Source organism: Agreia pratensis (assembly GCF_900177685.1).
In the GTDB taxonomy this organism is placed as follows: Bacteria; Actinomycetota; Actinomycetes; order Actinomycetales; family Microbacteriaceae; genus Agreia; species Agreia pratensis.
The window spans coordinates 35,287-61,388 of sequence record NZ_FXAY01000007.1; the positions used below are offsets into that span (position 1 = coordinate 35,287).

Here is a 26,102-nt window from a genome sequence, read left to right on the forward strand (position 1 = left end):
ATCCACCACCACGAGAAAGAATCTCGCCATGACAGAATCCCCCGATCACGAAACCTCTCTGTCGTCTGCCGATGCGCTCGTCGCGGAGCTCTCCGACCCGGGGCCCGGCCGCGGGTCGCTCGCGCCCCGCGCTCATCTGCAGAGCGACGCGCCGAAGCGGAGCCTCGACGGCGAATGGATGTTCCGCCGGTCGCTTTCTGCACGAACGGCACCCCAGGATGGCTGGATCCACGGCGCTGCCGCGAGTGGCGATGCCTCATCGAGCGCCTGGTCACCGATCACCGTTCCCGGCCACTGGAACCTCCAGGGACACGGCTCTCCCGCCTATTCGAATGTGGACTTCCCCTTCCCCGTCGACCCCCCGTACCCGCCCGACGCCAACCCCATCGGCGACTACCTGCTGGTCTTCGATGCCGAGCCGCAGTTTCTCGTCTCCCCGAGCATCCTGCGCTTCGACGGCATCGAGTCGGCCGCGACGATCTGGCTCAACGGCGCGGAGCTCGGCACGACTCGGGGCAGCCGACTGACCCACGAGTTCGACGCGAGCGCCGTGCTTCGCGCGACCGGCAATGTGCTCGCCGTGCGGGTGGCTCAGTTCTCAGCGGCGTCATACATCGAGGATCAAGACATGTGGTGGCTGCCCGGCATCTTCCGCAGCGTCACCCTCGAGGCGAGGCCGGCCGGCGGCATCCGCGACGCCCAGGTGCACGCCTCGTTCGACGCGGCAGACGGCTCCGGCCGACTGCGAGTGGATGTCTCGCTCGAGTCGGGCGCAGAGGCGCCGATTGCCCCGAACACCGACGCGCTCGTGTGGGCGCCGGCCCTCGGCATCCACGGATCGCCCGCTGGTGTGGAGCACGTGATCGCCGGGGTCGAGCCGTGGACCGCCGAGACACCGACGCTGCACGAGGTCGTTGTGAAGACAGCGAGCGAGACGGTCACGTTGCGCGTCGGATTCCGCTCGGTCTCGACCCGAGACGCGGTGCTGCTCGTGAACGATGCGCCGATCACGCTGCGCGGGGTCAACAGGCACGAGCACGACCCCGAGAGAGGGCGCGTCGTCTCTCTGGAGGCCGCGCGCCGTGAGCTGCTCCTGATGAAGGCGCATAACATCAATGCGATCCGCACCTCGCACTACCCGCCTCACCCCGACTTTCTCGACCTGGCAGACGAACTCGGCTTCTGGGTGATTCTCGAGAACGACCTCGAGTCGCATGGCTTCGAACCCGTCGGGTGGCGAGAGAACCCCAGCGATGTCGACCAGTGGCGCGAGGCCTATCTCGACCGCATGCAACGCACCGTCGAGCGCGACAAGAACCACCCCTCGGTCATCATGTGGTCTCTGGGCAATGAGGCAGGAACCGGGGCGAACCTCGAAGCCATCGCCGAGTGGACCCACCGCAGAGACTCCTCGCGGCTCGTGCACTACGAGGGCGACTGGAGCAGCACCTACGTCGATGTCTACTCGCGCATGTACGCCTCGGTCGCGGAGGTCGAGGCGATCGCACTCGAGCACGATGCTCCGGCACCGCCCGACGCCAGCCCCGAGGAGCTGCACCGCCGCGGCCTGCCCTTCGTACTGTGCGAATACGCGCATGCCATGGGCAACGGCCCGGGCGGGCTGACCGAGTATCAGCGCCTGATCGACGAATCGCCCCGTGTGGCGGGAGGATTCATCTGGGAATGGGTCGAGCACGGCCTCGCGGTCAGGGGCCCCGACGGACGACGCGTCATCCGCTACGGCGGGGATTTCGGGGAGGCGGTGCACGATGGCAACTTCGTGATCGACGGACTCGTCAGCGCCGATCGTGAGCCTCGACCCGGTCTCGCCGACTTCGCACAGCTCACGGCGCCCGTGAAGATCGAGGTGGATGCCGATGACCTCACGGTGACGATCGGCAACCGCTACGACACCGTCGCGCTCGACCACCTCGAATTCCGCTGGCAGCTCGAAACAGAAGACGGAGTGCTGCGCTCGGGAACTCTCGATGTTCCTCCGGCACCGGCACACAGCCGCATCGCGGCCGCGCTGCCTCCCGAAGCGCGTTTCGCATCCGTCGACGGGGGCCGGATGCATGCCGTGACGGTCCTCGCCATGCTGCGGCAGGCGACATCCTGGGCCCCCGCGGGCCACGTCGTGACCTGGGGCCAATCAGCCGTGCAATCGGTGGATCTCGACGCACCGGCACCCACGCGCGAGGCGAGCCTCGCTGTCAACCCACCAGCGGTGGCTGCCGACGGTATCGCTCTCGGCACCAGCCTGATCGATCCCGCAACCGGCCGACTCCTGCGGCTGAACGGCGTCGCCGTGAGCGGTCCTGCGGTCGGTGTCTGGAGGGCACCGGTCGACAACGACCGCGACGTCGGCTGGGACGAGCCCGAGCTCCCACCTCTCGCTGATCGCTGGCGCGACGCGGGCCTCGACCGTCTGGTTCCGCGCGTGCGCGGCATCCGCCTGGACGGCGACACGATCGTGGTCGACACCCGCTGGGCCCCGCCCATGCGCGACGTGGGCATCGACACCAGCTTTCGGTGGCATCAGACCGCGGAGGGGCTGCAGCTCGACGCGTCGTTCGAGCCTGTCGGCCCATGGCTCGTCGACTGGGCTCGGCTCGGAATCGACCTGACATTCGATGAGCCGACGAGCCGACTCGACTGGGTCGGGTTGGGCCCGGGAGCGGGCTACGCCGATACCGGCCAGGCAAATCGCTGGGGACACTGGTCGGCGGGGCTGGATCAGCTGCGCACCGCACACGTTCGCCCCCAGGAGAGCGGCGCGCGGCGAGGCGTCAGCGAGGCGCAGCTCCACCTTGTCGACGGAAACGTGATCGAGGTGCGCGCGCACGACGCCGAGACGCCGGAACAGGCGTTGATCGTGACCGTGTCGCCCTGGTCGAGGCAGCAGCTCGACGCGGCTCTCCACGCCGATGAGCTGGCCCCGAGCACACGCACCCACCTGTCGATCGACGTGCTGCAGAACGGGGTGGGCACCGCGACATGCGGTCCGGGTATCCTGCCCGCCTACCGTGTCGCGCCGCAGTCGGCGCGCCTCTCGGTCACCTTCGTGGCGCAGGGCGTGTGACAGTAAGCTCCCACCCATGGAACCAGAAAAGAGCGCGCTCAAGCTGCTTCCGAAACCGATCGTCAACAGGCAGGCCCGCGTCGCCGCCGTCAACGCCACGCTCGCGGGCACCCTCGCCGCGATCGGCTTCATCGTGCTCTGGGCGCCGCTCTATCTGCTCCGCGCAGACGGCCAGCTCGTGCTCGCGCCCTTCGTCTTCATCTCCATCCCGGTGATCTGGTACTTCGCCATCCGCGCGATCGTCTTCGCGCGACGCGGCCTGCGCTGGGCGACAACTCCCGAGGCCGCCGGAGCCACGGGATTGGGTGTCCGCGCCGCTCGCCGCAGCCTCATCGGAGGTATCGCAGCTGTCGTCCTCCCGGTGCCGCTGTTCCTCTTGGGCGGGCTCCCATTGACACTGCTCGGTCTCGGCTGAGCGAGACAGCGCAGCTGGCGCCCATGCCCAGAAGGGCACGCCCGGAACCCTAAACCGAGCGACTCACCCTGCGGGAAGGATCGCTGAGCTGAACTTACCCGGCGACGAGACCGCCGCCGCGGGAGTAGACAGAGACTCCCCCACGCGCGCGTGGGCGTTCGCCACGATCTCTTCCACAGACGAAGGAATACGGCCACCACGCGTCGGCTCGACCCACGACCCGGCCGGGCTTGACTCGACCTCATCCAACACGACCACTGTCATCGGGCCGACCTGGAACTGACTCAGCGGACAGAGCAGGAGGCCCGGAAGAATCACGACCTCTTCATCACCCGCCTCACGTGAAAGAGGCCCCAACACTCGGCCGTTCGCACTCACGATGCACAACAGCACCGGAGAAGTGAAATTCTCACTCGCCACGCGCGGATTCTGAGAAGCCGGCAGCAAGCCATTCGTCACAAACGGAGCCACCGCCGCCGCAAGAGCCGGGTGCCCCCGGAACACGAGGTCTTGCACCCGCGGCAGGCTCCGCACAATCTCCATGAACTGCTCAAAATCCGGATTAGCCACGATGTTCCTTTACTCGTTGGTTCTACGCTGCAGACAGGGCATCAGCAACGCGGGTGATCGTCGGCAGGCCCTCGAGCCGCGCGACAAGACCGGCGGGCAGCGCCTCCTCGCCGTGCAGAGCGCCGAGCAGGTTGCCGCAGATCGCTCCGGTCGAGTCGCTGTCGCCGGAGTGGGAGACCGCGAGCGCCAGCGCATCCAGAATCTGGTGCTCACGCGGATACACCAAAGCGCAATAGACGGCGATGCCCAGCGCCTCTTCGGCGATCCAGCCGCCGCCGAACTCCTCGATGCGCTGCGGGCTCGGGACACCCGTCGTTGCTGCGTGCAACGCCCACGACAGAGCCTTCGCCGTGGCCTCGTCGCTGTAGAGACCGGTGCGCACCTCGAGGCTCAACAGTCCCGCGAACACGCTCTGCTGCAGATCGCCTCCGGCGAGCAGCAGCCGCACGATTCGAGAGAAGACACCTGCCGAAGCGGCGGCAGTGGCGTGGCCGTGCGTGATGCGGGCTGCATCGGCGGAGTGCCGGGCGGCCTCATCCGGAGTCCAGTCGGCCACCAGCCCGAAGGGCGCGCTCCGCATGACGGTGCCGCATCCCTTGCTGTCATTGACGGCATCCGGCACCGGTGTGCCCACGGCTCTGGATGCGGCCCGGTCGAGCGCGCCCATGATCGTTGTGCCCGGCGCGCGTCGGCTGTAGAGCCAGCGCTCGGCGAGCAGGCTGTCGGCTGGCGCCGACACCGCTCGGCCGAGCGAACCGCCGAGCTGCGTGTCGTACCAGTCGAGGTAGGCCTCGGCCTCGGCGTCACGCAGGCTCGTCGAGCCGTCACCGCCGTCGAGGAGGCGACTGATCGCATCCGCCGTGAACAGGGTCATCTGAGTGTCGTCACTGATCGCACCATCGGGCAGGCCCGAGATGGGCAGGTAGTCGCGTACCGCCCCTCCCGCCCGGTTCGTGAGCGCCGCGAGCGAGTCGAACTCCACGGGAAACCCCAGCGCGTCGCCGACAGCGCCGCCGAGCAACGAGCCGCGCACACGAGACACACGCCCAGGCCAGGGAGACGACCGCCGCACGTGTTGCTCCAGCGAGTTCTGCGTGATGTACGCGATCGTGTCATCCACAGACATGGCCCCGGCAAGCGCGACCAGTCGGGCCTTCTCCTCGTCCTCCGCGACAGGCCAGAATCCGACGATGCCTGCGGGCGGCTCGACGACCCAGCCCGGAGACCACGGATGCGTGGACGGCGAGATGGTCAGCGGCTGCCGCGGACGAAGAGGGCCCTCGAGCACGGGGATCCCTGCGGCAGTGGCGGCCAGCACAAGAAGCACCCGCGCGTAGACCTCGTTGCCCGAGAAATCCGCGACCGTGGTCAACTGCTTCGCAGAGCCGATGCGCACGATCTTTCGCCCGATTTCGAACGCAACAGCGACGACACCACCCGACGCAAAGCTGAGTGTGACCGTCGCCTCGTCAAGCGCCAGGTCGGTGCCGTCGAAGAGGTCGGCTATATCGAGCAGAATCTGCGCCTGGTGACGCATAGCGCGCTCCCACTCCGCAACGCCGGTTCCATCGTCGCCGCCGAAACCGTCCTCGCCCATCCACTTGCGAAAATCCTTTCCGTGGATGGCGCCGCCGTTGTAGTCGAAGCGGATGCGGGTGGCCAGCAATTCGCCGAGAGCAGCCGCGTGCGCCGTGACCTCGTGTCCGAATGGCATCGCGGCGCTCACGAGTTGAACACGATCCAGGCAGGCCACTCGGCCGGGTCTGTCACGGACACAACGAACACTCCGTGGATCGGTTCTTCAGGCCGGAAGCCGAATTCATAAGACGCGATCGTGTCATCCGAGAAGGTCTTCTTCGCATAAGCCATAAAAGCCATGGATCAATCCTCCACCCAGTCGGTCAGCTCACATGGACGTCTGGCCTGCGCCGCGGATTCGGCTCCGCGCGGCGCAATACCTCTCGGGTGACCGGGGCCACCTCGCCGCCGCCCGTGATGAGGTACTTGAACATGTTCGAGATCGGGTTTCCCTCTGTCCACTCGAAGTAGATGTCGGGCACCGTTCCCGTGAGGTCGCGGATCTCGAGCAGCACCGTGGCGACCGTGTTCGGAATATTGCCGCTCGACACCTCGAGCACCCGGTTGCCGTGCTTGACGACCCCACGCACCTCCAGGTCTTCCTCGAAGTTCGACGAGTCGGTCGGGTACACCTCGAGAAAGATCACAGGTCGGCGCTGCGGAATCCCACTGTCGCGACGCTCGTCCGAGATCTTCTGCCGATACTCGTGAGCGCTGCCGTCGTCGGGCTCGTTGGCCACGATGAGAACCTGGTCGTACGCATCCGCGTCGGCCAGCACGAAGTCTTGCGCCGTCGCATCCAATGTCACGCTCGTCGCGCGCAACTGGAACGAACGCTGCACCCGCGACACGATCGACACCACGAGAATGCCGAGGATGAACAGCGCCGCGATGCGCACGCCATCGGGCCGCTCGAAGACATTCGTGATGGTCGTATAGACGAAGACCACCGCGATCGCGCCGAAGCCGACCGTGCGCTTTCGCTGCTTCTTGTTCAGGGCAGACAGCGTGACGGCCACGGATGCCGAGGTGATCAGCACCAGCACGCCGGTGGCGTAAGCACCGCCCTGCGCATCGACGTTCGCCTCGAACACGATCGTGATCACGAAGGCGATCAGGGTGAACACGATCACCATCGGACGCACGGCCCGCGCCCACTGCGGCGCCATTCCGTAGCGCGGCAGGTAGCGGGGCACCAGGTTGAGTAGACCGGCCATCGCCGAGGCGCCGGCGAACCACAGGATGCAGATGGTGCTGATGTCATAGGCCGTGCCGAACGCGGGCCCCAGGTATTCGTGCGCGAGGTAGGCGAGGGCACGCCCGTTCGCCTCGCCGCCGGCCTTGAACTCCTTTTGCGGAATGAGGAACGTCGTCACGATGCTCGAGGTGATGAGGAACGTCGACATGATGATCGCGGCCGTCGTGAGCAGCCGCTGCGCGCCCCGGATGCGACCGGCCGGGTTGGCCTCGGTGTCGCCGGGCTTTCCTGAGATCTGCGGCATCACCGCCACTCCCGTCTCGAAACCGGAGAGGCCGAGAGCGAGCTTCGGGAAGACGATGAGCGCGATGCCGACCATCACGACCGGGTTGCCATGCTGGGCCGTGAGCGCCGCCCACCAGTCGGTGATCACGACGGCGTTCTGGGCGACGTGCCCGATCGAGACAGCGATGACGATGGCGTTGAGCACGAGGAACACGGCGACGAGCACCACGGCGATGTTGATGGCCTCTTTGAATCCGCGCAGGAACACGGCGGCGAGCAGCGCCACGAGAACGAGCGTGATCACGACCTCGTTGCCGTGGAACCAGCTCGGCGCGAACGGGTTTTCCACGGCGTGCGCCGTCGCATCCGCGGCCGACAGCGTGATCGTGATCATGAAGTCGGTGACGGCGAAGCCCAGCAGCACGAGCACGAAGAGCTTGCCACCCCACCACGGCAGCAGGCGCTCGAGCATGGCGATCGAGCCCTCTCCGCGGAAGCTCTCGCGGGCGACTCTTCTGTATACGGGGAGGGCCCCGAAGAGCGTGAGCAGCACGAGCACGACAGTGGCGAAGGGCGAGAGCAGGCCCGCAGCAACGGCAGCGATCGCCGGCTGGTAGCCGAGGGTCGAGAAATAATCGACGCCGGTGAGGCACATCACCCGCCACCACGAGTGCGTCTTCTCGATCTTCGCCGCGTGCGGACCCTGATGCGCACCGGAATCGTCGGTCAGGCCATCGAGAAGCCATGCCCCGAAGCCGCGACGCCGCGCAGAGGTAGTCGTCATATGTACAGCTTGCATGGTTCTGATGAAGCGGATGCGCTCAGATACTCAGCATCACTACAGTCCTAACGAATTCCTAACGGGCCGACCCGCGTACCGTTCCTCGCATACTCTTGGCTGATGGGCGCCGAATCTGCAGCCGCGCGAGCACCTCGGCGCCGCGTGACGCTCGCGCAGGTCGCTGAACGAGCGGGCGTCTCTCGCAGCGCGGTGTCGTTCGTATTGACGGGCCGAACCGACCAGCGGCTCTCGGTCGAGACGACGGAACGTGTGCGCAAGGCGGCCGAAGAACTCGGCTATCGACCCAACATGACGGCCCGCACGCTGCGCACGGGCAGGTCGGGCACGGTCGCCCTGGTGTCCGACTTCGTGAGCAGCACGTCGCATGCCAACTCGATGGTTCGCGGAGCGCTCGACGCCTTACGTGAGCGGGACACCATCCTGTTCACGGTCGATACGCAGGGCGATGCCGGCCAAGAGAAACAGGTGATCGACAGCCTGCTCGACCGCACGATCGACGGGGTGCTCTACGCCTCCATGTTCACCCGTGCGGTGACCCCGCCTGCCCTGCTCACCCAGGTTCCCTTCGTGCTGCTGAATTGTGTTCCAGCGGTCGGCGTCGCGCGCGCGGTGGTGCCGGATGAGGTGGCCGCTGGAAGAGACTCAGCCAACGAGCTCCTTCGGTTCGGCCACCGCGATCACATCTGGTTCATCGGAACCCTCCCCCCTGGCGTGACCGGGGGTCTCTCCTGGCGCGGCTGGGCGCCGCTCGCCCTCTCCGAGCGACTCGAAGGCATTCGACAGGCTCTCGCCGATGTCGGTGCGGAGCTGGCCGGAACACAGATGGTCGACGACGACTGGACCACCGAGGACGGACGGGAGGCGGTGACCCGGCTACTCGCAACGGGCGCCCACCCGTCCGCACTGATCTGCGCGAACGACGCCGTGGCGGCGGGCGCATACCAGGCGCTGCACCGGGCCGAGTTGCGCGTGCCCGAAGATGTGTCGGTCGTCGCCTTCGATGGCAGCCCGATCAGCCGGGCGATCGATCCGCCTCTCACCTCGATCGCACTGCCCCAGGTCGAGCTCGGTCGACGTGCCGTCGAACTCCTTTTCGATAAAGAAGCTCAGCCGGTCATCCATCGCATCGCGATGACGATGGTGCGTGGCGGATCGGTCGGCCCAGCCCGCTGAAGACACCCGATAATTTTCGTGTCGATTTCTCAGCTATATCGATATAGCATCTGGTCTGACGCGGATTGCACTGAGCTCTCAGACTGCGGCGCGGCTTATACAAAGGGGTATGACATGACGACGACGGCACCGACGCGGAGCGGCCCGAATGCGTGGTGGGTGGGATTCGTGTGCGGTATGGCCACGTTTGTCGACGCCGCGGCGACGACGGGCATCGGCATCGCGCTCGTTCTCTTCTTGGCTCCCGGGCCAGGCGCACCCGGCCTCACGAACGATCAGCTCGGCCTTCTTACCGGAGTGCTCACCGCTGGCGTCGCAGCCGGAGCGCTGATCGGCGGCCGTCTGGGCGACCGATACGGTCGCCGAAAGGTGTTTCTGGTCACGATGTCCATCATCGTGATCGGCGCGGCCACCCCCTTCATCGGCGTCTCGATAGCAGTGCTGCTACCCGGGGTCGCACTCATCGGCCTGGGCGTCGGCGCAGATCTTCCCGTCGCGCTCGCGACGATCTCAGAGGCCGCCACCGACAAGAATCGCGGCAAGATCCTCGTCTTCTCGAATCTGCTCGGTGGCTTCGGCATTCTGCTGGCCGTTCTCATCGGCATCTTCTTCGGCTCCGCCGGAGCCACCGGCGGTCACATCATGTTCGCCTCTTTCGGCATCGTCGGCGTCGTCGTGCTCGTGTTGAGGCTCACGATCCCCGAGTCGGCCTCCTGGTCTGTGGCCAGAGAGGAACGCATCGAGGGCGTACGAACCGTGCGTGCCCAGCGCGGGCGCATCGCAGACTTCGGCCGACGCCCCTACCGCAGGGCCTTCATCACCCTGCTCATCTTCTACACGCTCACGTCGATCTCGATCAGCGTGGCCGGCAGCTTCGGCACGTTCGTCGCTGTCAGTGTCGCCTCCATCCCGGTCAATGAGTACCAGTCCTGGACCATCCTCGCGATGCCCGCAGCAGTGCTCGGCGCGCTCTGGTTCATGAGCGTCGCCGACACCCGGTTCCGCATGAAGTACTTCGTCATCGGCTCGATCGCCGTCGTCGTCTTCAACCTCGTGCCCGTCGTGTTCGGCTTCACCCTGCCCACGCTGGTCGTCTCGGTCGTCGGCTCGACGTTCGCCGGTGCCTTCTGCTTCGAGACGATCATGAAGGTGTGGACCCAGGAGTCCTTCCCGACTCTGCTGCGCTCCACCGCTCAGGGCACGATCTATGGAGTCGCGCGCTTCGCTACCGCGGGCTTCAACGTCGTGACGCCCGCTCTCATCATTCTCAACCCACAGGCCGTGTACGTCGCCGTCTCGGCCGTCGGAGCCGCAGGATTCCTCATCGGCTGGATCGGCTTCCGGCGTGGAACCGGAACAGCCTTCGACACCGAAGACCACACAGTGCCGCTCACCGCGGCGACTCCAGCAGTGCACGCGACCGCGTAGAGATCGTGACGCAGAATGATCGACACAACAACCTATAGAGGAAGCACCGTGAACATCCGACCCTTCGAAGCCCGAGTTCGCGGTCTTGCACTGCGCGGGTCCCACCACCTCGTTGATCAGCCGGGGCAGCACCCCACAGCAGTGTTGATGCACGGATTCGGCGGCTCCCGAGTCGAGACGACCGGCGTCTTCGTCGAGCTCGCTCGGCGCCTCGTGCGATCGGGAATCGGCGTCGTGGCATTCGACCGTGCCGGCCACGGAGAGAGCGACGGCGACTTCTTCGACACAAGCGCATCGGGAGACGTGGCCGACACGCTCGCGGTGCTGGAACAGATAGCGGCCCTGCCCGAGGTCGACGCGCAGAACCTGCACCTCGTGGGCATGAGCCTGGGCTCCGTGATCTCTGCAACGGCGGCAGCCCGCGTGGCCGAGCAAGAGGGCGGCGGCGGGCCAGGCATCCGGTCGCTCACGATGTGGTCGACGGCGGCCGTCTTCGTCGACGACATCCGAGGCGGGTCGATTCAGGGCCGCCCGCTCGACAGCCTCGACACCCTCGGCTATTTCGACTTCGCGGGCATGCGCATGGGCCCGGCGATGCGAGACGACGCGCTCGGATTCGACCCCTACGCCAGCGCCGCCGCGTACCGGGGGCCGGCGCTGCTGCTGCACGGCACGGCAGACTTCGTGCCGGTCTCCTACGCCGAGGCCTACCTGGCGCCAGACGTCTTCGCAGATCGCGCAGAACTCGTGGTGGTCGAGGGCGCGGATCACGGCTGGGCCCAACTTCCTCAGCGCGACGAGGTGCTCGATCGCACCGTCGCGTTCGTCCGTGCGCACGCCGCCCCGGTGGCCTCATGACGGGCGAAGCAGCAACGGCCACATCCGCTCTGGTCGTCGAGCTCGGCGGCGGTTCCGTTCTGCTCGAGGGACACCTCGACGTGATGCCGGTGGCGGGCGGCGTGCGACCCGTGCGGCTTCCGCTGGATGCCTGGAGATTCTTTCCGCCCGCCGGCGAGCTGCTGGGCGCGACGGTCTCCACCGCCAGCGGTGTGCGCATCCGCTTCGATACCGATGCCCAGCAGGTCGAGCTGCGTGTGCGCTGCACCCGGCTGCAGTACGACGAGTTGCCCGGGCCGCGGAATACCTTTGTGGCCGAGGTGAACGGGATCGATCTCGAACCCGTCGACGCTCCCATCGATGCGCTGCGTCGCATCACGATGCTGGGTGACCAGGCGACGGATCTGCCGAGGAGCGAGTCTTCAGCCGTTGTCCTCGATGGCCTCGGCACACACGAGAAGAGCGTCACGGTGTGGTTTCCGCAGGGTCTGATCGTCGACCTGCTCGATGTCATGGCCGCGACACCCGTGCGAGCATCGGCGCCCTCGGCGGCTGCGCGCTGGATTCATCACGGCAGCTCGATCAGTCACTGCGTCGAGACACCCCACCCCACCGGAACCTGGCCGGTGGTCGCCGCACGACGGGCGGGCCTTGATCTGGTGAACCTCGGCTTCGGTGGTCAGTGCATGCTCGACCCGTTCGTCGCCGATGCCATCGCCGCGCAGCCGGCCGACGTCATCTCGCTCAAGGTGGGCATCAATATCGTGGGGGCACGATCCATGGATCAGCGCACCTTCGCCCCGGCACTGCACGGCTTCCTCGACCGGGTACGCACCGGCCACCCCGACACACCGATCGTTCTGGCCTCATCGATCTTCTGGCCCGGCAGTGAAGACACTCCCGGCCCTCCCGGGGTGGAGTTCGAGGAAGAGAACGTGCGCTGCTTCGCCGCCGGCGACCCGACAGACGTCGCCAAGGGCGCGCTCACTCTCGCGCAGTCACGACTGCAGATCGAGCATGTCGTGCGCGTCAGAGAGGCCGCGGGAGAGAACATCCACTACCTCGACGGACTCGCGCTGTATGGCCCCGACGACACCGATCGCTTCACCCTGCCCGATGGTCTCCATCCCGACGCCGCACTCTACGCAGAGATGGGCGCGCGCTGGGCAGAACTCGCCTTCGGGGCACGCGGCCTGGTGCCGATGTCGGCTATCTCGGGTCGAGCCCGTGGCGCACGTTCAACACCATCGTTCGCGAGAGCGAATCGTGCAGACCCTGATGCCGCCCCGACTTGTCCCGCACCGCGGTGACGAGCAGCATCACCAGCCAGGGCCAGAAGAAGATCGGGAGCAAGAGGATTCCGCGCCCCAGTGCGCGCCCGATACCGGCTCGCATCAGCGTGTCTTCGCGAACGACCCGCAGGCCCAGAATGATCAGGCCCGGGGTCCATCCGGCCAATCCGAGCGTCACGATCAGAGCGATGAGGTAGGCACCAATCACAATTCCGAGAGCCGTGAAGATGACCCCGCCTTCACCCGACGTCGATCCATTGATGAGGGCTCCGACTCCAACCCCGATGTTCGCGACGATGCCGAGAAAAACGATATCGAGGGCGAACGCGATGATCCGCGCTCCGATGCCGCCGACGACGAGTTCGGTTTTCGCAGAGTCAACAGTCACCGTGGCATCGTAGCGAACGACGCTCGGCAGTAGTTCCCGACGCGGACAAGATGTACCAGTGTGCCGGCAACTATTGTCCGCGTCGGGGACTAGTGGCTGCCGGCGACCAGCCAGAGCGCAAGCGTCGCCAACGGCACAGTCAGAAGCACCACTCCGAGGCCGGCCAGCATGAACTTCGGCCACGACAGTGTCACCCCGAGGCCGGTGATCTTCTGGTGCCAGAGCAGAGTCGCGAGCGAAGCCCAGGGGGTCACGAGCGGGCCGAGATTCACGCCGATCAGCAGCGCGGCGAGCCGCACGGGCGAGTGGCCGATCGGTTCGAGCACGAGATAGGCCGGCAGATTGTTGATCGCGTTCGACGAGACCGTGCCGAGAGCCGAGAGCTGCAGCAGGCTCAGCAGATCGGTTCCGTTTCCGCCGATGTTCGATATGAAGGCCGTGAGCCCGCGAGCATGGGCAGTCTCGACGAGCACGAAGAGACCTGCCGCTATGCCGAGCGGCTGCCAGGGCACGAGGTTCACGCTGAGGGCGCCGGGGCGCCGGATGCCGAACAGCACCACGATCACTACTGCAGCGACGGCGGCCGGAATCCAGACGGGAAGACCCGACACCAGCAGCGGAAGCAGCGCCGCGACGACGATCGCGCTGACGAGGAGGAGAGTGCGATCGGGAGCGCGCTCGACCGGCGGCGCGGAGTAGCGCCCACGCAGCTCCTTGCGGAACATCAGGCTGAGCACGATCACCGGAACCAGGATGCCGACGGCGGCAGGAGCGGCGACGAGGGCAGCGAATGCGGCCGGGCCACCGACATCCATTCGCCCTTCGGCGAGCAGATTCGTGAGATTCGACACCGGCAGCAGCAGCGATGCGGTGTTCGCCAGCCACACCGTGGCGAGCGCGAACGGCAGCGGCGGCAGACGCGCGTGCAACGCGAGCAGAACGACCACCGGCGTCACGAGAACCGCCGTGGTGTCGAGCGAGAGGAAGATCGTCGAGACCACCGCGAGCGCCAGCACGAAGAGCCAGAGCAGGATGCGGCGACCGCGACCCCAGAGCGCCAGTCTGCCGGCGAGCGCAGAGAAGACACCGGCCTCGGCAGCCAGCTCGGTGACGATCGTGATCGCGGCCACGAAGCCGAGAACGGGCACGACGCGGTCGGCCAGCACAAGGGTGTCGCGCCACGGCAGGATGCCTGTGGCGATCACCACGAAGGAGGCCGCTAGGAGAGAGACGACGACAATGAGACCGCGGCGACCGGGGGGCTGTGGCGTGGAGGCGGAATCCGACGCGGCCGAGGAGTGCTTTTCGATGTCGCGATTCTATGACTCCGACGCTGACAAGAGAGCGAGTCTTCGCCCATGCGGCGACTACCCCAGTTGCGCCGCCCCGAATCCGACGCTGAACTGCACGCACCAGAGTGACACGCTGCGGTAGGCGCTCAGGTCGACATCAGCGGGAATCTCATAGAGCTGGTTGCCCTGATTGCCCTTGATGACGCCGAGGTCGACGTAGGCGGCACCGCCCGCCAGGAACCAGCCGTCGTAGCCCTCGACCGCATCCGCCGCACTCAGCCAGACGTGAACATCCGGACCATTGCTGGTGTCGAGATTCTCGATAGCGAGCACGCGCGTGCCATCGGGGTTCTGGATGATGGTGGCCGTGCCCGTGGTCGAATGCTCCTGGCTGACGAACGAGCCCGAGGCGAGCGCTACGGGCACCGGATCGGGAGTCGGCGTTGCCGACGGTGGCGCGCTGGCGTCTGGCGTTGCGACCGGTTCTGACGTTGCCGCGGGTTGAGAACGCTGCGCAGTGGGCAGCGTCTCGTCGACCCGCACGTCAGTGAACAGCAGCCACGGCTTGAACACGACCAGCCCGACAACCAGGGCGGCCGCGATCACAATGCCGCCGATGACCAGAACTGACCGCTTCATGGCTGCAGTGTAACGGCGCGACCTCCGCCCCACGATCGTGCAAGAGGGACCTCGCCGTGCCGCCCAATAGGATGTCTGCGATGACTAGCCACGCCCCCTCCAAGCCCTGGTCGACGATTCTGTTCGATCTCGACGGCACGATCACCGACTCGGCCCCGGGCATCCTGCACCGGTTGGCGCGCACCCTCGAGATACTCGGCCATCCCGTGCCGCCGCCCAGCGACTTGGTCAAGTTCGTCGGCCCGCCGATTCTCGACGGCTTCCGCGCCGTCGCTGACATCGACGCGGAGGGCGCCCAGGAGGCGCTCGTCGTGTATCGCGAGCTTGCCGCGACAGACGGGCCCGAGGGCGACAGCGTGGTCTACCCCGGAATTCTGGGGATCCTTCGCGAGATCCACGCGGCGGGCATCCCCCTCGCGATCACGACCTCGAAGTCCGAGGTACAGGCCGTGCGCATTCTGCAGCACCTCGGCATCTCCGACCTCTTCGCCACCATCACCGGCTCGAGCGAAGACGAGACGCGCAGCGCCAAGGCAGATGTGGTGGCCGAGGCTCTTGTGCGGCTGCGTGCCAAGAACGTCGACCTGTCGAACACGGTTCTCGTGGGCGACCGCCACCACGATATCGAGGGCGCGGCCGAGCATGGCATTCCCACGATCATGGTGGAGTGGGGCTACGGCTCCCCCGCCGAGGCGGCCGGTGCGATCCACATCGTGCACTCGATGGAGCAGCTGCGCGGGCAACTGCTCTAGTCAGCTGCCTTAACCGGCGCGGATGCCCAGGGTCGCCACGACCGGGCGGTGATCGCTCCCGGCCGCGTCCTCCGTGCTCAGAACCTGAGCCGCGGCGGCGTGCCAGTCGCCCGTCGTGAGCACGTGGTCTATCGGGGATGAAAGAAGCGGCGGCAGCGACGTGGGCCAACTCCCCTCAGCACCGGCGCCCGCCTCGGCGAGTGCGTCGGAGCATCCGCCCAATGGGCCGAGGTGATCGAGCGTCGCGTTGAGGTCGCCGCCGAGAACGAGGTCGGGCTGGCCGCAAAGCGACAGCACCCAGTCGAGGTCGCTGCGCCATAACGACATGATCGAGGGCAGCGGGGGCATCGGATGCGCCGCCACGATCACGGGGCCGGTGCCGTCGGCGGGCCGCGCCACGACGCTCGGCATCGTGCCCGTGTCGCCGAGCTCGTCGGTGATCTCGTAGGCGCCCAGCTCGTCGGACACGAGCAGGGACGTCGGAGGGGTCTCGGCGGGATCGCCGCGCTCGGCTGTGAAGACCTGCATGGGCCGGCCCGCGGCATCCATGGCACGCCCGACGGCCTCGGCCGTCTCGCGCGAGGTCTCGGGCAGCGTCACCACCGTCGACCGCTCGGCGAGGGCCACCCGGGCGATGTCGTCGGCGGTGACCGTGTCGTAGGTGTTCCAGGTGAGAACGCGCATGCTCGTGGCCGGGTCTGCCGCGTCGGTCACCGATGCCGGTGCCGCGTCTGATCCGAATCCTCGGCCCGCCTGCACGGCGATGTTTCCACCCGCCGCGAGCAACGCGATCGCGGCCAGCCCGGCGACGACAGGGCGGGCCGTGCGCGCCCGGCCCCGCAGCATCCAGAACAGCAGCGCGCCGACGACGCCGAGCGCCACGAAGCCGAGCGCGAGAAGCCCGCGGAACGCGATCAGCTGCGCGAACACGAACTGGCGCTGCAGCCCGAAGAGTCCGGGTGCACTGACGAGAAACACGGTGCCGGCGAACACCACGAGCAGAACAATCCGACCCCACATGCCGCCCGACCCTACCGGCTCAGCATCCGCGCGCGCACCGCCGTCGCCGCGCAGACGACCACGACCACCGCGCCCAGCCAGACCAGCAGATCGAGGCGCTCGCCCACGATGAGGGCCGACCAGATGATGGTGAGCACCGGTTGCACGAGCTGAATCTGGCTGACCTGGGAGATCGGCCCGATGGCGAGACCGCGATACCAGGCGAAGAACCCCAGAAACATGCTCACCAGCGCGAGGTATCCGAAGGCCAGCCAGTGCGAGGCCTCCGCCTGGGGCCAGCCCTTCGCAGAGACCGAGACCGCCGTGAGCGGAATCATCACCGGCAGCGCCACGAGCAGCGCCCAGCAGATCGTCTGCCACGAGCCGAGCTCGCGCGACAGGAGAGCGCCTTCGGCGTAGCCGATTGCCGCCAGGACCACGGCGCCGAGCAGCAGCAGATCGCTCGGATGCAGCCCCTCGAGGCCACCGCCCGCGAGGGCGATGAACGCGATCACCGCCGCGACGCCGGCGCCCGACGCGATCCAGAAAGCAATGGATGGCCGCTCTTTCGCGCGGATCACCGCCGCGATGGCCGTCGCCGCCGGCAGCAGGCCGATGACCACGGCGCCGTGCGCGGCCGGAACCGTCTGCAGCGCGAAGCTCGTGAGCAGCGGAAACCCGACGACGACTCCGATCGCGACGACAGAGAGGCGCAGCCATTGAGCACCTCTGGGCAGGCGCTGCCTGCTCGCTGCGAGCACCAGTGCGGCGAGGGCAGCGGCCACGATGGCGCGACCGGCGCCGATGAACAGCGGATCGATCTGTTCGACCGCGATGCGGGTGAACGGCAGCGTGAACGAGAACGCGAGAACCCCGAGGAATCCGAAGACCAGGCCTCCGCGGGTCATGTTCGGTCTCGATAGCGCTGGTGAAGCGGAAAGAGTAGCGCTACTGTCATTATTCATGAACGACGATAGCACTTCACTGGTCGAGCGCCATCTGCGGCGCCTCGTGGAGTCCAGCCCGGCGGGATTCCGCCTGCCCTCGACCCGTGCGCTCGTCGCCGAGCACGCGGTCAGTCCACTCACCGTGCAGCGAGCGGTTCAGCGCCTGGTCGGCGAGGGTCTCATCGAGACCCGTCCCGGCGCCGGTAGCTTCGTGGCGCGACCGCGGGCCGTACGGCAGGCCGACTTCGCGTGGCAGACTACCGCGCTGGGAGCGCCCCGGGTCGACACCTCCGCTGTCGGCACGGCCATGGCGGCGGTCGGGCCCTCAGTCATCGCGATGCACTCGGGGTATCCGGCAGAGGAACTGCTTCCCGGCCGCCTCGTGCGCGCGGCTCTCGTGCGCGCGGCGCGCGGCGCATCCGCTCTGGCCCGCGGCCCGGTCGATGGCCTGCATGAGCTGCGCACCTGGTTCGCCGCCGAGATCGCGCCGATCGGGGCATCCGCGCCCGCGCCCGTCTCGCACGACGACGTCATGATCACTCCCGGTGGGCAGAGCGCACTCGCCTCGATCTTTCGTGCGTTGGCAGCCCCCGGCGACGCGGTCGTCGTGGAGTCGCCCACCTACTGGGGCGCGATCGCCGCGGCCCGACAGGCGGGTCTACGCATCATTCCCCTGGCCCGCGGCTCGCGTGCCCCGTCTGCGGCCGACCTCGACGAGGCATTCGCGTCGACCGGCGCGAGACTCTTCTATGCGCAGCCGCACTTCGCGAACCCCACGGGCGCCCAGTGGAACGCAGAGGAGCGGCGCGACATCATGTCTGTCGTGACGGCGAGGGGCGCATATCTCATCGAAGACGACTGGGCGCACGACTTCGCCATCGAGGGTGACGTTCTGCCACTGCTCACCGAGGATGCCGACGGTCACGTCGTGTACATCCGTTCGCTGACCAAGAGCCTCAGCCCGTCGTTACGGGTGGGCGCGGTCATCGCGCGGGGGCCTGCGCTCGCGCGCATCCAGGCCGATCGAACCGTCGACGACCTCTATGTGAGCGGCGTGCTGCAGTCGGCGGCGGTCGATGTGCTGCGTGACCCGGGGTGGCGCAGCCACCTCGTTCGCCTGCGTTCCCAGCTGCGCGACCGACGCGACGAGCTCGCCCGCCAGGTCGAGGCGCACCTCGGGCCCGACTCGCTGACGTTTCTGCCGCGCGGCGGGCTCAATCTCTGGGTCCGTCTCGCCGACAACGTGGATGTCACGGGGCTCGTCGAGCGCAGCCGGAACGCGGGCGTGATGGTCGCGCCGGGCGCAGACTGGTTCCCGGCCGAGCCGACCGGGGCGTTTATTCGCCTGAACTACTCGGGCGCCAGGCCCGAGCAGTTCGCCGGAGCGATGGAGACGGTGGCGGCTGCGCTAGTCGAGTAGGCCGCCTGCCGCTATGCGTCGTTCGGCTTGTCTTTCTTGGAGCGGGACTCGCGGGCCTCCTCGTGGGCAGCCCGACCTTCGGCCTGCACCTCGCGAAGCACGGCAATGCGCTCCCGGTACTCCGCCGCGTCGATCTCGCCGCGGGCGAAGCGCTCGGCGAGAACGACCTCGCCGAGGTGTCCGCCGAGTCCTCGTGCACCGCGGAAGCCGCGCGGCCCGAAGTGGCCGCCACGCCCGCCGAAGCCGGGGCCGCCGAACGGGAAGCCGGGGCCGAACCCTGGCCGCTGGCCGCGTCGATCGGAGTTGCTGTTGTCTGTTTCGGGCTCGTGGCCCTCATCGAAGTTGTGTGTCATGACTTAGATATTCCTCCGATCGCTCGAAAACGGAATCCTCCCGCGGGATGCACCTCGCGCACTCCCCCGGCGGTAGCTGCCTCCTCTACTTCTGGGCGTCTGGGCGCAGGCGCAGGTCCTGCATCCCTCCGTCGACAGCGATGCTCGTGCCGGTGGTCGAGCGACTGCGCGGGCTCGCCAGGTAGCAGACGGCATCGGCGACCTCGGATGCCGCCACCAGGCGACCGTGCGGCTGTCGCGCCTCGAGCGCCAGGCGCTCGGCCTCTGGATCGTCGGCGCTGTCGAGCAGGCGACCTACCCACGGAGTGTCGGCGGTTCCGGGTGACACACAGTTGACCCGCACGCCCTCTCGCAGATGATCGGCTGCCATCGCGCGCGTGAGCGAGAGCACAGCCCCTTTCGATGCGGTGTACAGCGCGCGCTGGGGCAGGCCGGCGGTGGCGGCCACCGAGCACGTGTTCACGATCGCCGCCGATGACGAGCCGCGGAGGTGCGGAAGGGCAGCGCGACTGACCCGGGCGATGCCCACCACGTTCACGTTGAGCACACGCATCCACTCGTCATCGGAGTTGTCTTCGACGGTTCCCTGGGCGCCGATGCCGGCGTTGTTGATGACGATGTCGAGCGATCCGTACTCGGCGACAACGGCGTCGATCGCCGCCCGAACCGAGGCGTCGTCGCCGATGTCGGTCTGCACGGCGAGAGCATCGGCGTGCACGCCCTCGGTCTTCAGATCGAGTACGGCGACCCGAGCGCCACGATCGAGCAGTTCGGCCGCGATCGCGGCTCCGATGCCCGAGGCTCCTCCGGTGACGAGCGCCACGAGTCCGTCGAATTCCTGCGCGGTGAGTTGCTGCGACATGATCTGCTCCTATGCCTGGCCGAAGAGCTGACGCTGGCGGCCGAGGCCCTCGATCTCGACTTCGACCACGTCGCCTTGCGCGATGTAGGGGAACCGGCCAGAGAGGGCCACGCCCTCGGGTGTGCCGGTGAGAATCACGTCGCCGGGGTCGAGTGCCAAATACTGACTGAGGTGCCAGACGAGGTAGTCGACATCGAAGATGAGATCGGCGGTCGTCGAGTCTTGACGCGCTCCGCCGTTGACCCAGCTGCGCAGTCGCAGCTCGCTGGCATCGACCTCGTCTGCCGTGACGAGCCACGGGCCCAGAGGTGTGAAGCCGGGGGCCGACTTGCCCTTGCTCCATTGTCCGCCCGACTCCGCGAGTTGAAAGTCGCGCTCAGAGAGGTCGTTGGCTGTGACGTAGCCCGCGATATGACGCGCCGAGTCGGCCGGTGAGTCGAGATACAGAGCACGCGTACCGATCACCACTCCCAGCTCGACCTCCCAGTCGGTCTTCACGCTGCGCTTCGGAATGTCGACCTCGTCGAACGGCCCGCTCACCGAGTTGGTGGACTTGAGAAACAGAATCGGAAGCTGTGGCGGCTCGGCGCCCGACTCGGCAGCGTGCGCCGCGTAGTTCTGGCCGATGCACAGGATCGCCCCGGGCCGCGCTACGGGCGCACCCACACGCAGATCCGCCGCTCCGTCGAGCACGGGCAGGGTCGCCGCGTCGCGAGCGGCCGCGATCTCTTCGAGCACGGCGGATGCGAGGTGTGCGCCGTCGAGATCGGTCACGATGCCACGCAGATCGAGATGGCGATCGCCATCGATCAACACGGGGATCTCGTGGCCGACGGGGCCCAGTCTGGCGAGTTTCATCGGTGCTTCCTCATCATCAGTCTCGACGGTCGAGCAGGTACGACGTCATCGAGGTGGAGAGCTCGACGTCGATCGAGCGCTTCACACCGTCGAGCCTGTTGATAGGCACGGCCTGTCGCACGCTCGACACCAACCACAGCGCGTCTGCGGAAAGGAGATCGGCGGCCGGGATGACCGCGTACTCGGTGTTCATGCCCTCAGCTTGGGCGAACTCGAAGACGCTGGCCTGGGTTGTTCCAGGGAGAATGCCCTGATCTGTGCGAGGGGTCACGAGCGTGCTGCCTTTTCTCAGGATCACGTTCGCCGTCGGGCCCTCGAGAACGAAGCCGTCGCTCGAGACGAAGATCACGTCGTCGGCGTCACGGCGCTCGGCCTCGCGCAGCGCGGCGCGGTTCACCGCGTACGACAGCGTCTTCGCCCCCTGGAGCAGCCACGGCGAGGTCTGCGCCACATCGTGCCTCAGCCCACGATCGAGGGTGACGGCCCGGATTCCCTCTGTGCGCGCAGTCGTGAAGTCGGCGGCGGCGGCCGCGTAGACCCACCCGGTCGGCACCCCCGTGCCTTCGATGCCCCGGGTCATCACGGTCTTGACGTAGAGCTCGGCGAGGTCGTCGTGGGCCTCGATCGCAGCGAGAATCGCCTGGCGGTAGAGGCCGAGATCGGGCTCCGGCAGGTCGAGGAGTCGTGCCGAGCGGGCGAAGCGGTCGAGGTGCGGCTCGAGCGCCTGGGCGCGGCCGTCGCACACACTGATCGTCTCGAAGATTCCGTCGCCGCGGGTCACCCCGAGGTCCATGACCGACACGTGCGGCGCGTCTGGATCGGCCCTCACGCATCCGGAATCGGCAGAGACGAGAAAAAGTACGGGGTGCGGCGAATTCATATCACGAAGGTACTCGCACCCTGCGACGTCCAGAGCTAGCATCGAGCCATGATCGTCGTGACAACCAATGAGATCCCAGGCCACCGCATCGATGCCGTCTTCGGCGAGGTCATGGGCCTCACCGTGAGATCGCGCGACATCGGCGCGCAGTTCACTGCCAGCTTCCGTGCTCTCGGGGGTGGCGAACTCCCCGAGATGACCAAGGCTCTTTATGAGAGCCGCCAGGAGGTCATGCACCGCATGGTGGTCGAGGCCGAGTCGAAGGGTGCGAACGCGATCGTCGCCATGCGCTTCGACACGTCGGAGATGGGCACCAACTGGACAGAGGTCTGCGCCTACGGAACCGCCGTTTTTGCGATTCCCCTTGGCCGCGGAGAGGCCGGCGCCACGGGTCAGTCGGCCTACCTCGTCGAGGCCGCCGCGGGCGCACAGCCCCCGGCTGCCGCCGCCCAGGCGTGACCTGCTCGTAAAGAGAGGCGTCGAGGCGTCGTTCGGCGTAGTTTTGTAGTCATGCGCGAAGAACAGGCCCACATCATCGAGGCCCTCACCGTCTTGCCCACGATCGACGCCGCAGCTGAGATCGAACGCCGCACCTCCTTCCTCGTCGACTACCTGCGTCGAACCGGGGCGAAGGGCCTTGTGCTCGGCATCAGCGGCGGGCAGGACTCGTCTCTGGCGGGTCGGCTGTGCCAACTGGCGGTCGAGAGACTCCAAGGCGAAGAGGTCGAGGCGACGTTCATCGCCGTGCGTCTGCCCTACGGAGTACAGGCCGACGAAGACGACGCCCAGCTCGCCCTGAGCTTCATCAAGCCCGAGCGCGTTGTCACCTTCGACATCAAGCGCGGCGTCGACGGCATCGCCGCCGAGTTCACCGACGCGGTCGGAACACCGATCACCGACTTCAACAAGGGCAACGTCAAAGCTCGCGCCCGCATGATCGCTCAATACGCGATCGCCGGCGATGCGGGCCTGCTCGTGGTGGGAACCGACCACGCCGCCGAAGCCGTGACAGGCTTCTTCACGAAGTTCGGCGACGGCGGTGCCGACGTGCTTCCGCTCTCCGGCCTCACCAAGAGACAGGGCCGAGCACTGCTCGAAGCACTGGATGCGCCCGAGCGGCTGTATCTGAAGGCCCCGACGGCAGATCTACTCGACAACACCCCCGGCCAGACCGACGAGGCCAACCTCGGTCTCAGCTACTCCGACATCGACGACTTCCTCGAGGGCAACGAGGTCGACGACCGCGTGGCTGACGCGATCATCGCCCGGTACTCCGCGACAGAGCACAAGCGCTCCTTGCCCGTCGGCCCGGCCGACTCGTGGTGGAAGTAGCTAATGCCCACCACCACGCAACGCGGACTCACCCCACTCGCCGCCACCGCATCACTGATGTTCGGGCTGTTCGCCCTCACCGGCTGCAGTGTCCTCGACACTGTCATGCCCAAAGACGAGGCAGTGCGCGACGACAAGACCAGCGAGGTCACCGAAGCCGGCCAGGCCGATGTCTTCACGATCGCGGTGGGCGACTGCTTCAACGACGTCGACGCAGAGGAGATCAGCGAGGTTCCCGTGGTTCCCTGCGACCAGCCGCATGACTACGAGGCTTACAGCGCGTTCGACCTCGCCGGCGATGAGTTTCCCGGCGACGAGGCAGTGACTCAGCAGGCCGGCGACGGCTGCACTCCGCCCTTCGCCGAGTTCAACGGCGTGAGCTACGACGACTCCACGCTGTACCTCGGCTACCTGCTTCCCACCGAAGACAGCTGGACACAGCAGGATGACCGCGAGGTGCTCTGCTATATCTACGAAGAAAACGTGCAGACCACGGGAACCCTGAAGGGTGCCGCTCGCTGACGAACGTTACGCGCGCCAGGCTCGACCGCGGCGACCGACGACAGTGAGGATGCCGCCCGCCAGGCCGATGCCGAGGCCCGTGGCGGCAAGCAGCCCGAGCGCATCGAAGCCGGTCGACGACAGCTGACCGGAGCCGCCGGAACCACCGGAATCATCTGGATCGCCGGGCGTGGTGGTCTGTCCCGGTCTAGGTGTGATCTCCACGTGCACCCCGACCCCGTCGTCGTCGATGCCTGCCGCCGCAGCGGTGAGAGGCGCGGGACCTGCCACGATGGCCAGCATCAGAGAGCCGAGCAGCAGCATCCGGGAGCCTCTCGAGGCCCGTGTCGTCGCGCGTGATTCGTTCATAGGTTGACCACCGATCTTCTGCCTTCTTCTCGAGCCGCCTCGAGCAGCTTCTCCACGTGACGTCTGCGGCGCATCCGGCCCCACAGCAGGCCTCCCACGATGAGCAGCACCGCCAGCAGTACGACCAGCTGCGACCACGGGATCGCCCACACCTCGATGTTCTGCTGCAGGGCCGCAGCGGGTTCGCTGACGTCGTTCGGCAGAATCACCGACTGCTCGACGGTGAGCGGGTAGCTCAGCAGTCCGACAGGCCAGGCGCCCGGAACCTCGATCTGAAGGGTTCGACGATCGCCCGGCAGCAGTTCCACGGGTGCGGCGGCCTCGCCAGAGGCATCCGGCAGACGAACGCCCCCGGCGACCGTCGAGCCGCTCACCGAGAGCCGCGCGTTGCCGGTGTTTTCGAGCGTGTAGTCGATGCGTGTCGAACCGGGTTCGAAGGGGTTCCACGATGAGCGGTACGCGGCCTTGCTCGAGGCGACGGCCAATGAGGGCGCGATCTCTCCGCTCACCCTGGTCAGAACCCGGAACCCCACCCTGCTCTCGACGCCGACCGAGGCTCCGCCGTCTGACCCTTTGGAGAAGATCGACGCGGCGAGCCCCGCGGCGTGATCTCCCGGGGTTGCGTTGGAGGGGATGGTGACGGCGACGGGAACCACGGCCATACCGCCCGGGGCCACCGTGACGTTCTCCTGAACGCCGACCCACGTGCCGGCGTCGACCGACTCGGTGCCGTGCGGAAGCATGTTGAACCGGCCCTTGGACGTGAAGTAACCGTCGGCGGCGTTGAGAGCGAAGGTCACCTCGGTCGTGCCGAGATTGCGCACCGCGAGGTGCTCTTGGATGGTCTGGCCCGGGTCTCCCTCGAGCTCCATCCAGGACCGGCCGTCGGGGCCGGCGGCATCGGCGGGTGTCACAGACCACGTGACGGTGGGCTCGACCGTGTCGGCCGTCGTCGAGACGGCCGCGGCCGATCCCGCGCCGGCCAGCGCAAGGCCGGATGCGACGGCGAGGGCGATGAGGGCGGATGCGAGACGGGCGCCGAGTGCGGTTTCTCTGGGTTTCACGGGCTGAAGACCTCGAATGATGAGCGGCTAGGTGATGAGATCGAGCGGGGCTGCACGGTGTGGGGGGAAGTGCAGCCCCGCTCGGGTGATTACTCGAACAGAGACAGAGTCAGAGTCGAGCTGTAGCTGCCGGGCGCGACGGTCGCCGGTGTGCGCAGGAAGAGGTTGGCGTTCGCCGTCCACTGGCCCTCGCTCGCGACGGCGCCGGAGTCGATGGCGAGCGCGAGCAGTTCCTGGTCGACGAGTCCCACGCCATCGTCTCCTCCGTCGATGGCCGTGTCGACCGGGTCGCCCTCGGCGACCAGGCCGGATTCGCCGCCGTCGATGAGCGCCGGAATCCAGCCCAGATACTCGGCCCCGATGGCCGTCTGGCCCGCATCTCCTACGAAGTCCGTCGAGGAGCCGAGCACGTACCATCCGACATCCGCAGGAATCTCGTCGGCCGCACGGGTGTCGGTGACGGTGACGGTAGGCAGGGTGCCCGTGAACTGACGCACCAGCTCGGTCGAGCCGGTTTCGGTGAGCGTCGTCGATGTGCCGCCGACGCTCATGGCGAGCACTCCGGGGCCTTCGATCTCGGCGATCTCGACTTTCACGTCGACATCGTCGCTTCCGACCTCTTCGGCCGCAGCCGCGCCGGCGAGGCCTGTCAGCAGCAGAGTTCCGACGACCACTGCCGAGGTGCGGGCAGCGAATTCTCGTTTACGCATTGTGGGGTTCCATTTCGTTCGATGCAGATGGTGCAGAGATAAAGGGGTGTGAGGGATGACGCGGGGCGGCCGAACT

Annotated in this window: 27 protein-coding genes; 11 read left to right on the forward strand and 16 right to left on the reverse strand. The window is 67.3% G+C overall.

Annotated features, from left to right (window positions below; all coding sequences use genetic code 11):
• The first annotated feature begins 28 nt into the window (after positions 1 to 28).
• Positions 29 to 3,082, forward strand: coding sequence for a glycoside hydrolase family 2 TIM barrel-domain containing protein (locus B9Y86_RS16025; RefSeq protein WP_085487963.1), 3,054 nt, complete (start codon positions 29 to 31; stop codon positions 3,080 to 3,082).
• Between the two features lie 16 nt (positions 3,083 to 3,098).
• Positions 3,099 to 3,497, forward strand: a complete 399-nt coding sequence (locus B9Y86_RS16030; RefSeq protein WP_085487965.1) for a hypothetical protein — start codon at positions 3,099 to 3,101, stop codon at positions 3,495 to 3,497.
• A gap of 63 nt (positions 3,498 to 3,560) precedes the next feature.
• Here B9Y86_RS16030 and B9Y86_RS16035 read toward each other — a convergent pair whose 3' ends face one another.
• Genes B9Y86_RS16035 through B9Y86_RS16045 form a run of 4 tightly spaced genes read right to left on the reverse strand, consistent with a single transcriptional unit; the run spans position 3,561 to position 7,912 of the window.
• A complete protein-coding gene (locus B9Y86_RS16035) occupies positions 3,561 to 4,067 on the reverse strand; it encodes a hypothetical protein (protein ID WP_085487967.1) in 507 nt (168 codons plus the stop codon).
• Positions 4,068 to 4,089: 22 nt separating this feature from the next.
• A complete protein-coding gene (locus tag B9Y86_RS17680) occupies positions 4,090 to 5,793 on the reverse strand; it encodes an ADP-ribosylglycohydrolase family protein (RefSeq protein WP_217809222.1) in 1,704 nt (567 codons plus the stop codon).
• Complete coding sequence (locus tag B9Y86_RS17620; protein ID WP_176223402.1) at positions 5,790 to 5,945, reverse strand: hypothetical protein; 156 nt, start codon at positions 5,943 to 5,945, stop codon at positions 5,790 to 5,792. Before B9Y86_RS17620 ends, B9Y86_RS17680 begins: the two co-directional genes overlap by 4 nt.
• 23 nt (positions 5,946 to 5,968) lie before the next feature.
• Positions 5,969 to 7,912 (reverse strand): APC family permease, encoded by a 1,944-nt coding sequence (locus tag B9Y86_RS16045; protein WP_244894801.1) that lies wholly within the window; start codon positions 7,910 to 7,912, stop codon positions 5,969 to 5,971.
• A gap of 117 nt (positions 7,913 to 8,029) precedes the next feature.
• Here B9Y86_RS16045 and B9Y86_RS16050 point away from each other — a divergent pair, with 117 nt between their 5' ends.
• The 4 genes from B9Y86_RS16050 to B9Y86_RS16065 all read left to right on the forward strand — a co-directional run bounded on the left by B9Y86_RS16050 (position 8,030) and on the right by B9Y86_RS16065 (position 12,678).
• Entirely contained in the window at positions 8,030 to 9,103 is a 1,074-nt protein-coding gene (locus B9Y86_RS16050) for a LacI family DNA-binding transcriptional regulator (protein WP_085487971.1), read from the forward strand.
• A 114-nt stretch (positions 9,104 to 9,217) separates the two neighbouring features.
• Positions 9,218 to 10,531, forward strand: coding sequence for an MFS transporter (locus B9Y86_RS16055; protein WP_085487973.1), 1,314 nt, complete (start codon positions 9,218 to 9,220; stop codon positions 10,529 to 10,531).
• A 15-nt stretch (positions 10,532 to 10,546) separates the two neighbouring features.
• The gene (locus B9Y86_RS16060; protein ID WP_228515945.1) at positions 10,547 to 11,389 is read left to right on the forward strand and encodes an alpha/beta hydrolase; all 843 of its coding nucleotides are present in this window, start codon (positions 10,547 to 10,549) and stop codon (positions 11,387 to 11,389) included.
• Positions 11,386 to 12,678, forward strand: a complete 1,293-nt coding sequence (locus B9Y86_RS16065; protein WP_085487977.1) for a GDSL-type esterase/lipase family protein — start codon at positions 11,386 to 11,388, stop codon at positions 12,676 to 12,678. Before B9Y86_RS16060 ends, B9Y86_RS16065 begins: the two co-directional genes overlap by 4 nt.
• Here B9Y86_RS16065 and B9Y86_RS16070 read toward each other — a convergent pair.
• The 3 genes from B9Y86_RS16070 to B9Y86_RS16080 form a co-directional block, all read right to left on the reverse strand.
• Positions 12,578 to 13,048, reverse strand: a complete 471-nt coding sequence (locus tag B9Y86_RS16070; RefSeq protein ID WP_176223403.1) for an RDD family protein — start codon at positions 13,046 to 13,048, stop codon at positions 12,578 to 12,580. The genes B9Y86_RS16065 and B9Y86_RS16070 overlap by 101 nt on opposite strands.
• Positions 13,049 to 13,137: 89 nt before the next feature.
• Positions 13,138 to 14,358: an SLC13 family permease gene (locus B9Y86_RS16075; protein ID WP_410372132.1), complete on the reverse strand. Its 1,221-nt coding sequence runs from the start codon at positions 14,356 to 14,358 to the stop codon at positions 13,138 to 13,140.
• 57 nt (positions 14,359 to 14,415) lie between these two features.
• Entirely contained in the window at positions 14,416 to 14,979 is a 564-nt protein-coding gene (locus B9Y86_RS16080; RefSeq protein WP_085487983.1) for a DM13 domain-containing protein, read from the reverse strand.
• An 80-nt stretch (positions 14,980 to 15,059) separates the two neighbouring features.
• Here B9Y86_RS16080 and B9Y86_RS16085 point away from each other — a divergent pair, with 80 nt between their 5' ends.
• Entirely contained in the window at positions 15,060 to 15,731 is a 672-nt protein-coding gene (locus tag B9Y86_RS16085; RefSeq protein ID WP_085487985.1) for an HAD hydrolase-like protein, read from the forward strand.
• Between the two features lie 9 nt (positions 15,732 to 15,740).
• Here the strand turns inward: B9Y86_RS16085 and B9Y86_RS16090 are convergent, their stop codons facing one another.
• Both B9Y86_RS16090 and B9Y86_RS16095 read right to left on the reverse strand, forming a co-directional pair.
• Positions 15,741 to 16,751 (reverse strand): endonuclease/exonuclease/phosphatase family protein, encoded by a 1,011-nt coding sequence (locus tag B9Y86_RS16090; protein ID WP_085487987.1) that lies wholly within the window; start codon positions 16,749 to 16,751, stop codon positions 15,741 to 15,743.
• A gap of 11 nt (positions 16,752 to 16,762) precedes the next feature.
• The gene (locus B9Y86_RS16095; protein WP_244894803.1) at positions 16,763 to 17,638 is read right to left on the reverse strand and encodes a DMT family transporter; all 876 of its coding nucleotides are present in this window, start codon (positions 17,636 to 17,638) and stop codon (positions 16,763 to 16,765) included.
• A gap of 55 nt (positions 17,639 to 17,693) precedes the next feature.
• Between B9Y86_RS16095 and B9Y86_RS16100 the strand changes: the two genes are divergently transcribed.
• On the forward strand, positions 17,694 to 19,097 hold the full coding sequence (locus B9Y86_RS16100; RefSeq protein WP_085487991.1) for an aminotransferase-like domain-containing protein: 1,404 nt from the start codon (positions 17,694 to 17,696) through the stop codon (positions 19,095 to 19,097).
• 11 nt (positions 19,098 to 19,108) lie between these two features.
• Here the strand turns inward: B9Y86_RS16100 and B9Y86_RS17805 are convergent, their stop codons facing one another.
• From B9Y86_RS17805 to B9Y86_RS16120, 4 genes are all read right to left on the reverse strand, one after another.
• Positions 19,109 to 19,450, reverse strand: coding sequence for an SHOCT domain-containing protein (locus tag B9Y86_RS17805; RefSeq protein ID WP_085487993.1), 342 nt, complete (start codon positions 19,448 to 19,450; stop codon positions 19,109 to 19,111).
• Positions 19,451 to 19,535: 85 nt separating this feature from the next.
• Positions 19,536 to 20,312: an SDR family NAD(P)-dependent oxidoreductase gene (locus B9Y86_RS16110; RefSeq protein ID WP_085487995.1), complete on the reverse strand. Its 777-nt coding sequence runs from the start codon at positions 20,310 to 20,312 to the stop codon at positions 19,536 to 19,538.
• A gap of 9 nt (positions 20,313 to 20,321) precedes the next feature.
• On the reverse strand, positions 20,322 to 21,170 hold the full coding sequence (locus tag B9Y86_RS16115; protein WP_085487996.1) for a fumarylacetoacetate hydrolase family protein: 849 nt from the start codon (positions 21,168 to 21,170) through the stop codon (positions 20,322 to 20,324).
• 16 nt (positions 21,171 to 21,186) lie between these two features.
• Positions 21,187 to 22,050, reverse strand: coding sequence for an aminodeoxychorismate lyase (locus tag B9Y86_RS16120; protein WP_085487998.1), 864 nt, complete (start codon positions 22,048 to 22,050; stop codon positions 21,187 to 21,189).
• Between the two features lie 48 nt (positions 22,051 to 22,098).
• On the opposite strand from B9Y86_RS16120, the gene B9Y86_RS16125 reads away from it, so the two are divergent.
• Genes B9Y86_RS16125 through B9Y86_RS16135 form a run of 3 tightly spaced genes read left to right on the forward strand, consistent with a single transcriptional unit; the run spans position 22,099 to position 23,904 of the window.
• Positions 22,099 to 22,509, forward strand: coding sequence for a YbjQ family protein (locus B9Y86_RS16125; protein WP_085488000.1), 411 nt, complete (start codon positions 22,099 to 22,101; stop codon positions 22,507 to 22,509).
• A 51-nt stretch (positions 22,510 to 22,560) separates the two neighbouring features.
• Positions 22,561 to 23,382 carry an ammonia-dependent NAD(+) synthetase gene (gene nadE / locus B9Y86_RS16130; RefSeq protein ID WP_085488002.1) on the forward strand — a complete coding sequence of 274 codons (822 nt, stop codon included), beginning with the start codon at positions 22,561 to 22,563 and terminating at the stop codon, positions 23,380 to 23,382.
• Positions 23,383 to 23,385: 3 nt separating this feature from the next.
• The gene (locus tag B9Y86_RS16135) at positions 23,386 to 23,904 is read left to right on the forward strand and encodes a septum formation family protein (protein ID WP_085488004.1); all 519 of its coding nucleotides are present in this window, start codon (positions 23,386 to 23,388) and stop codon (positions 23,902 to 23,904) included.
• 6 nt (positions 23,905 to 23,910) lie between these two features.
• On the opposite strand, the gene B9Y86_RS16140 is transcribed toward B9Y86_RS16135, so the two are convergent.
• From B9Y86_RS16140 to B9Y86_RS16150, 3 genes are all read right to left on the reverse strand, one after another.
• Positions 23,911 to 24,252, reverse strand: a complete 342-nt coding sequence (locus B9Y86_RS16140) for a hypothetical protein (RefSeq protein WP_139824950.1) — start codon at positions 24,250 to 24,252, stop codon at positions 23,911 to 23,913.
• A complete protein-coding gene (locus B9Y86_RS16145) occupies positions 24,249 to 25,316 on the reverse strand; it encodes a COG1470 family protein (RefSeq protein ID WP_085488008.1) in 1,068 nt (355 codons plus the stop codon). The genes B9Y86_RS16140 and B9Y86_RS16145 overlap by 4 nt, the downstream gene beginning before the upstream one ends.
• Before the next feature lie 89 nt (positions 25,317 to 25,405).
• Positions 25,406 to 26,026: a hypothetical protein gene (locus B9Y86_RS16150; RefSeq protein ID WP_085488010.1), complete on the reverse strand. Its 621-nt coding sequence runs from the start codon at positions 26,024 to 26,026 to the stop codon at positions 25,406 to 25,408.
• Between the last annotated feature and the right edge of the window lie 76 nt (positions 26,027 to 26,102).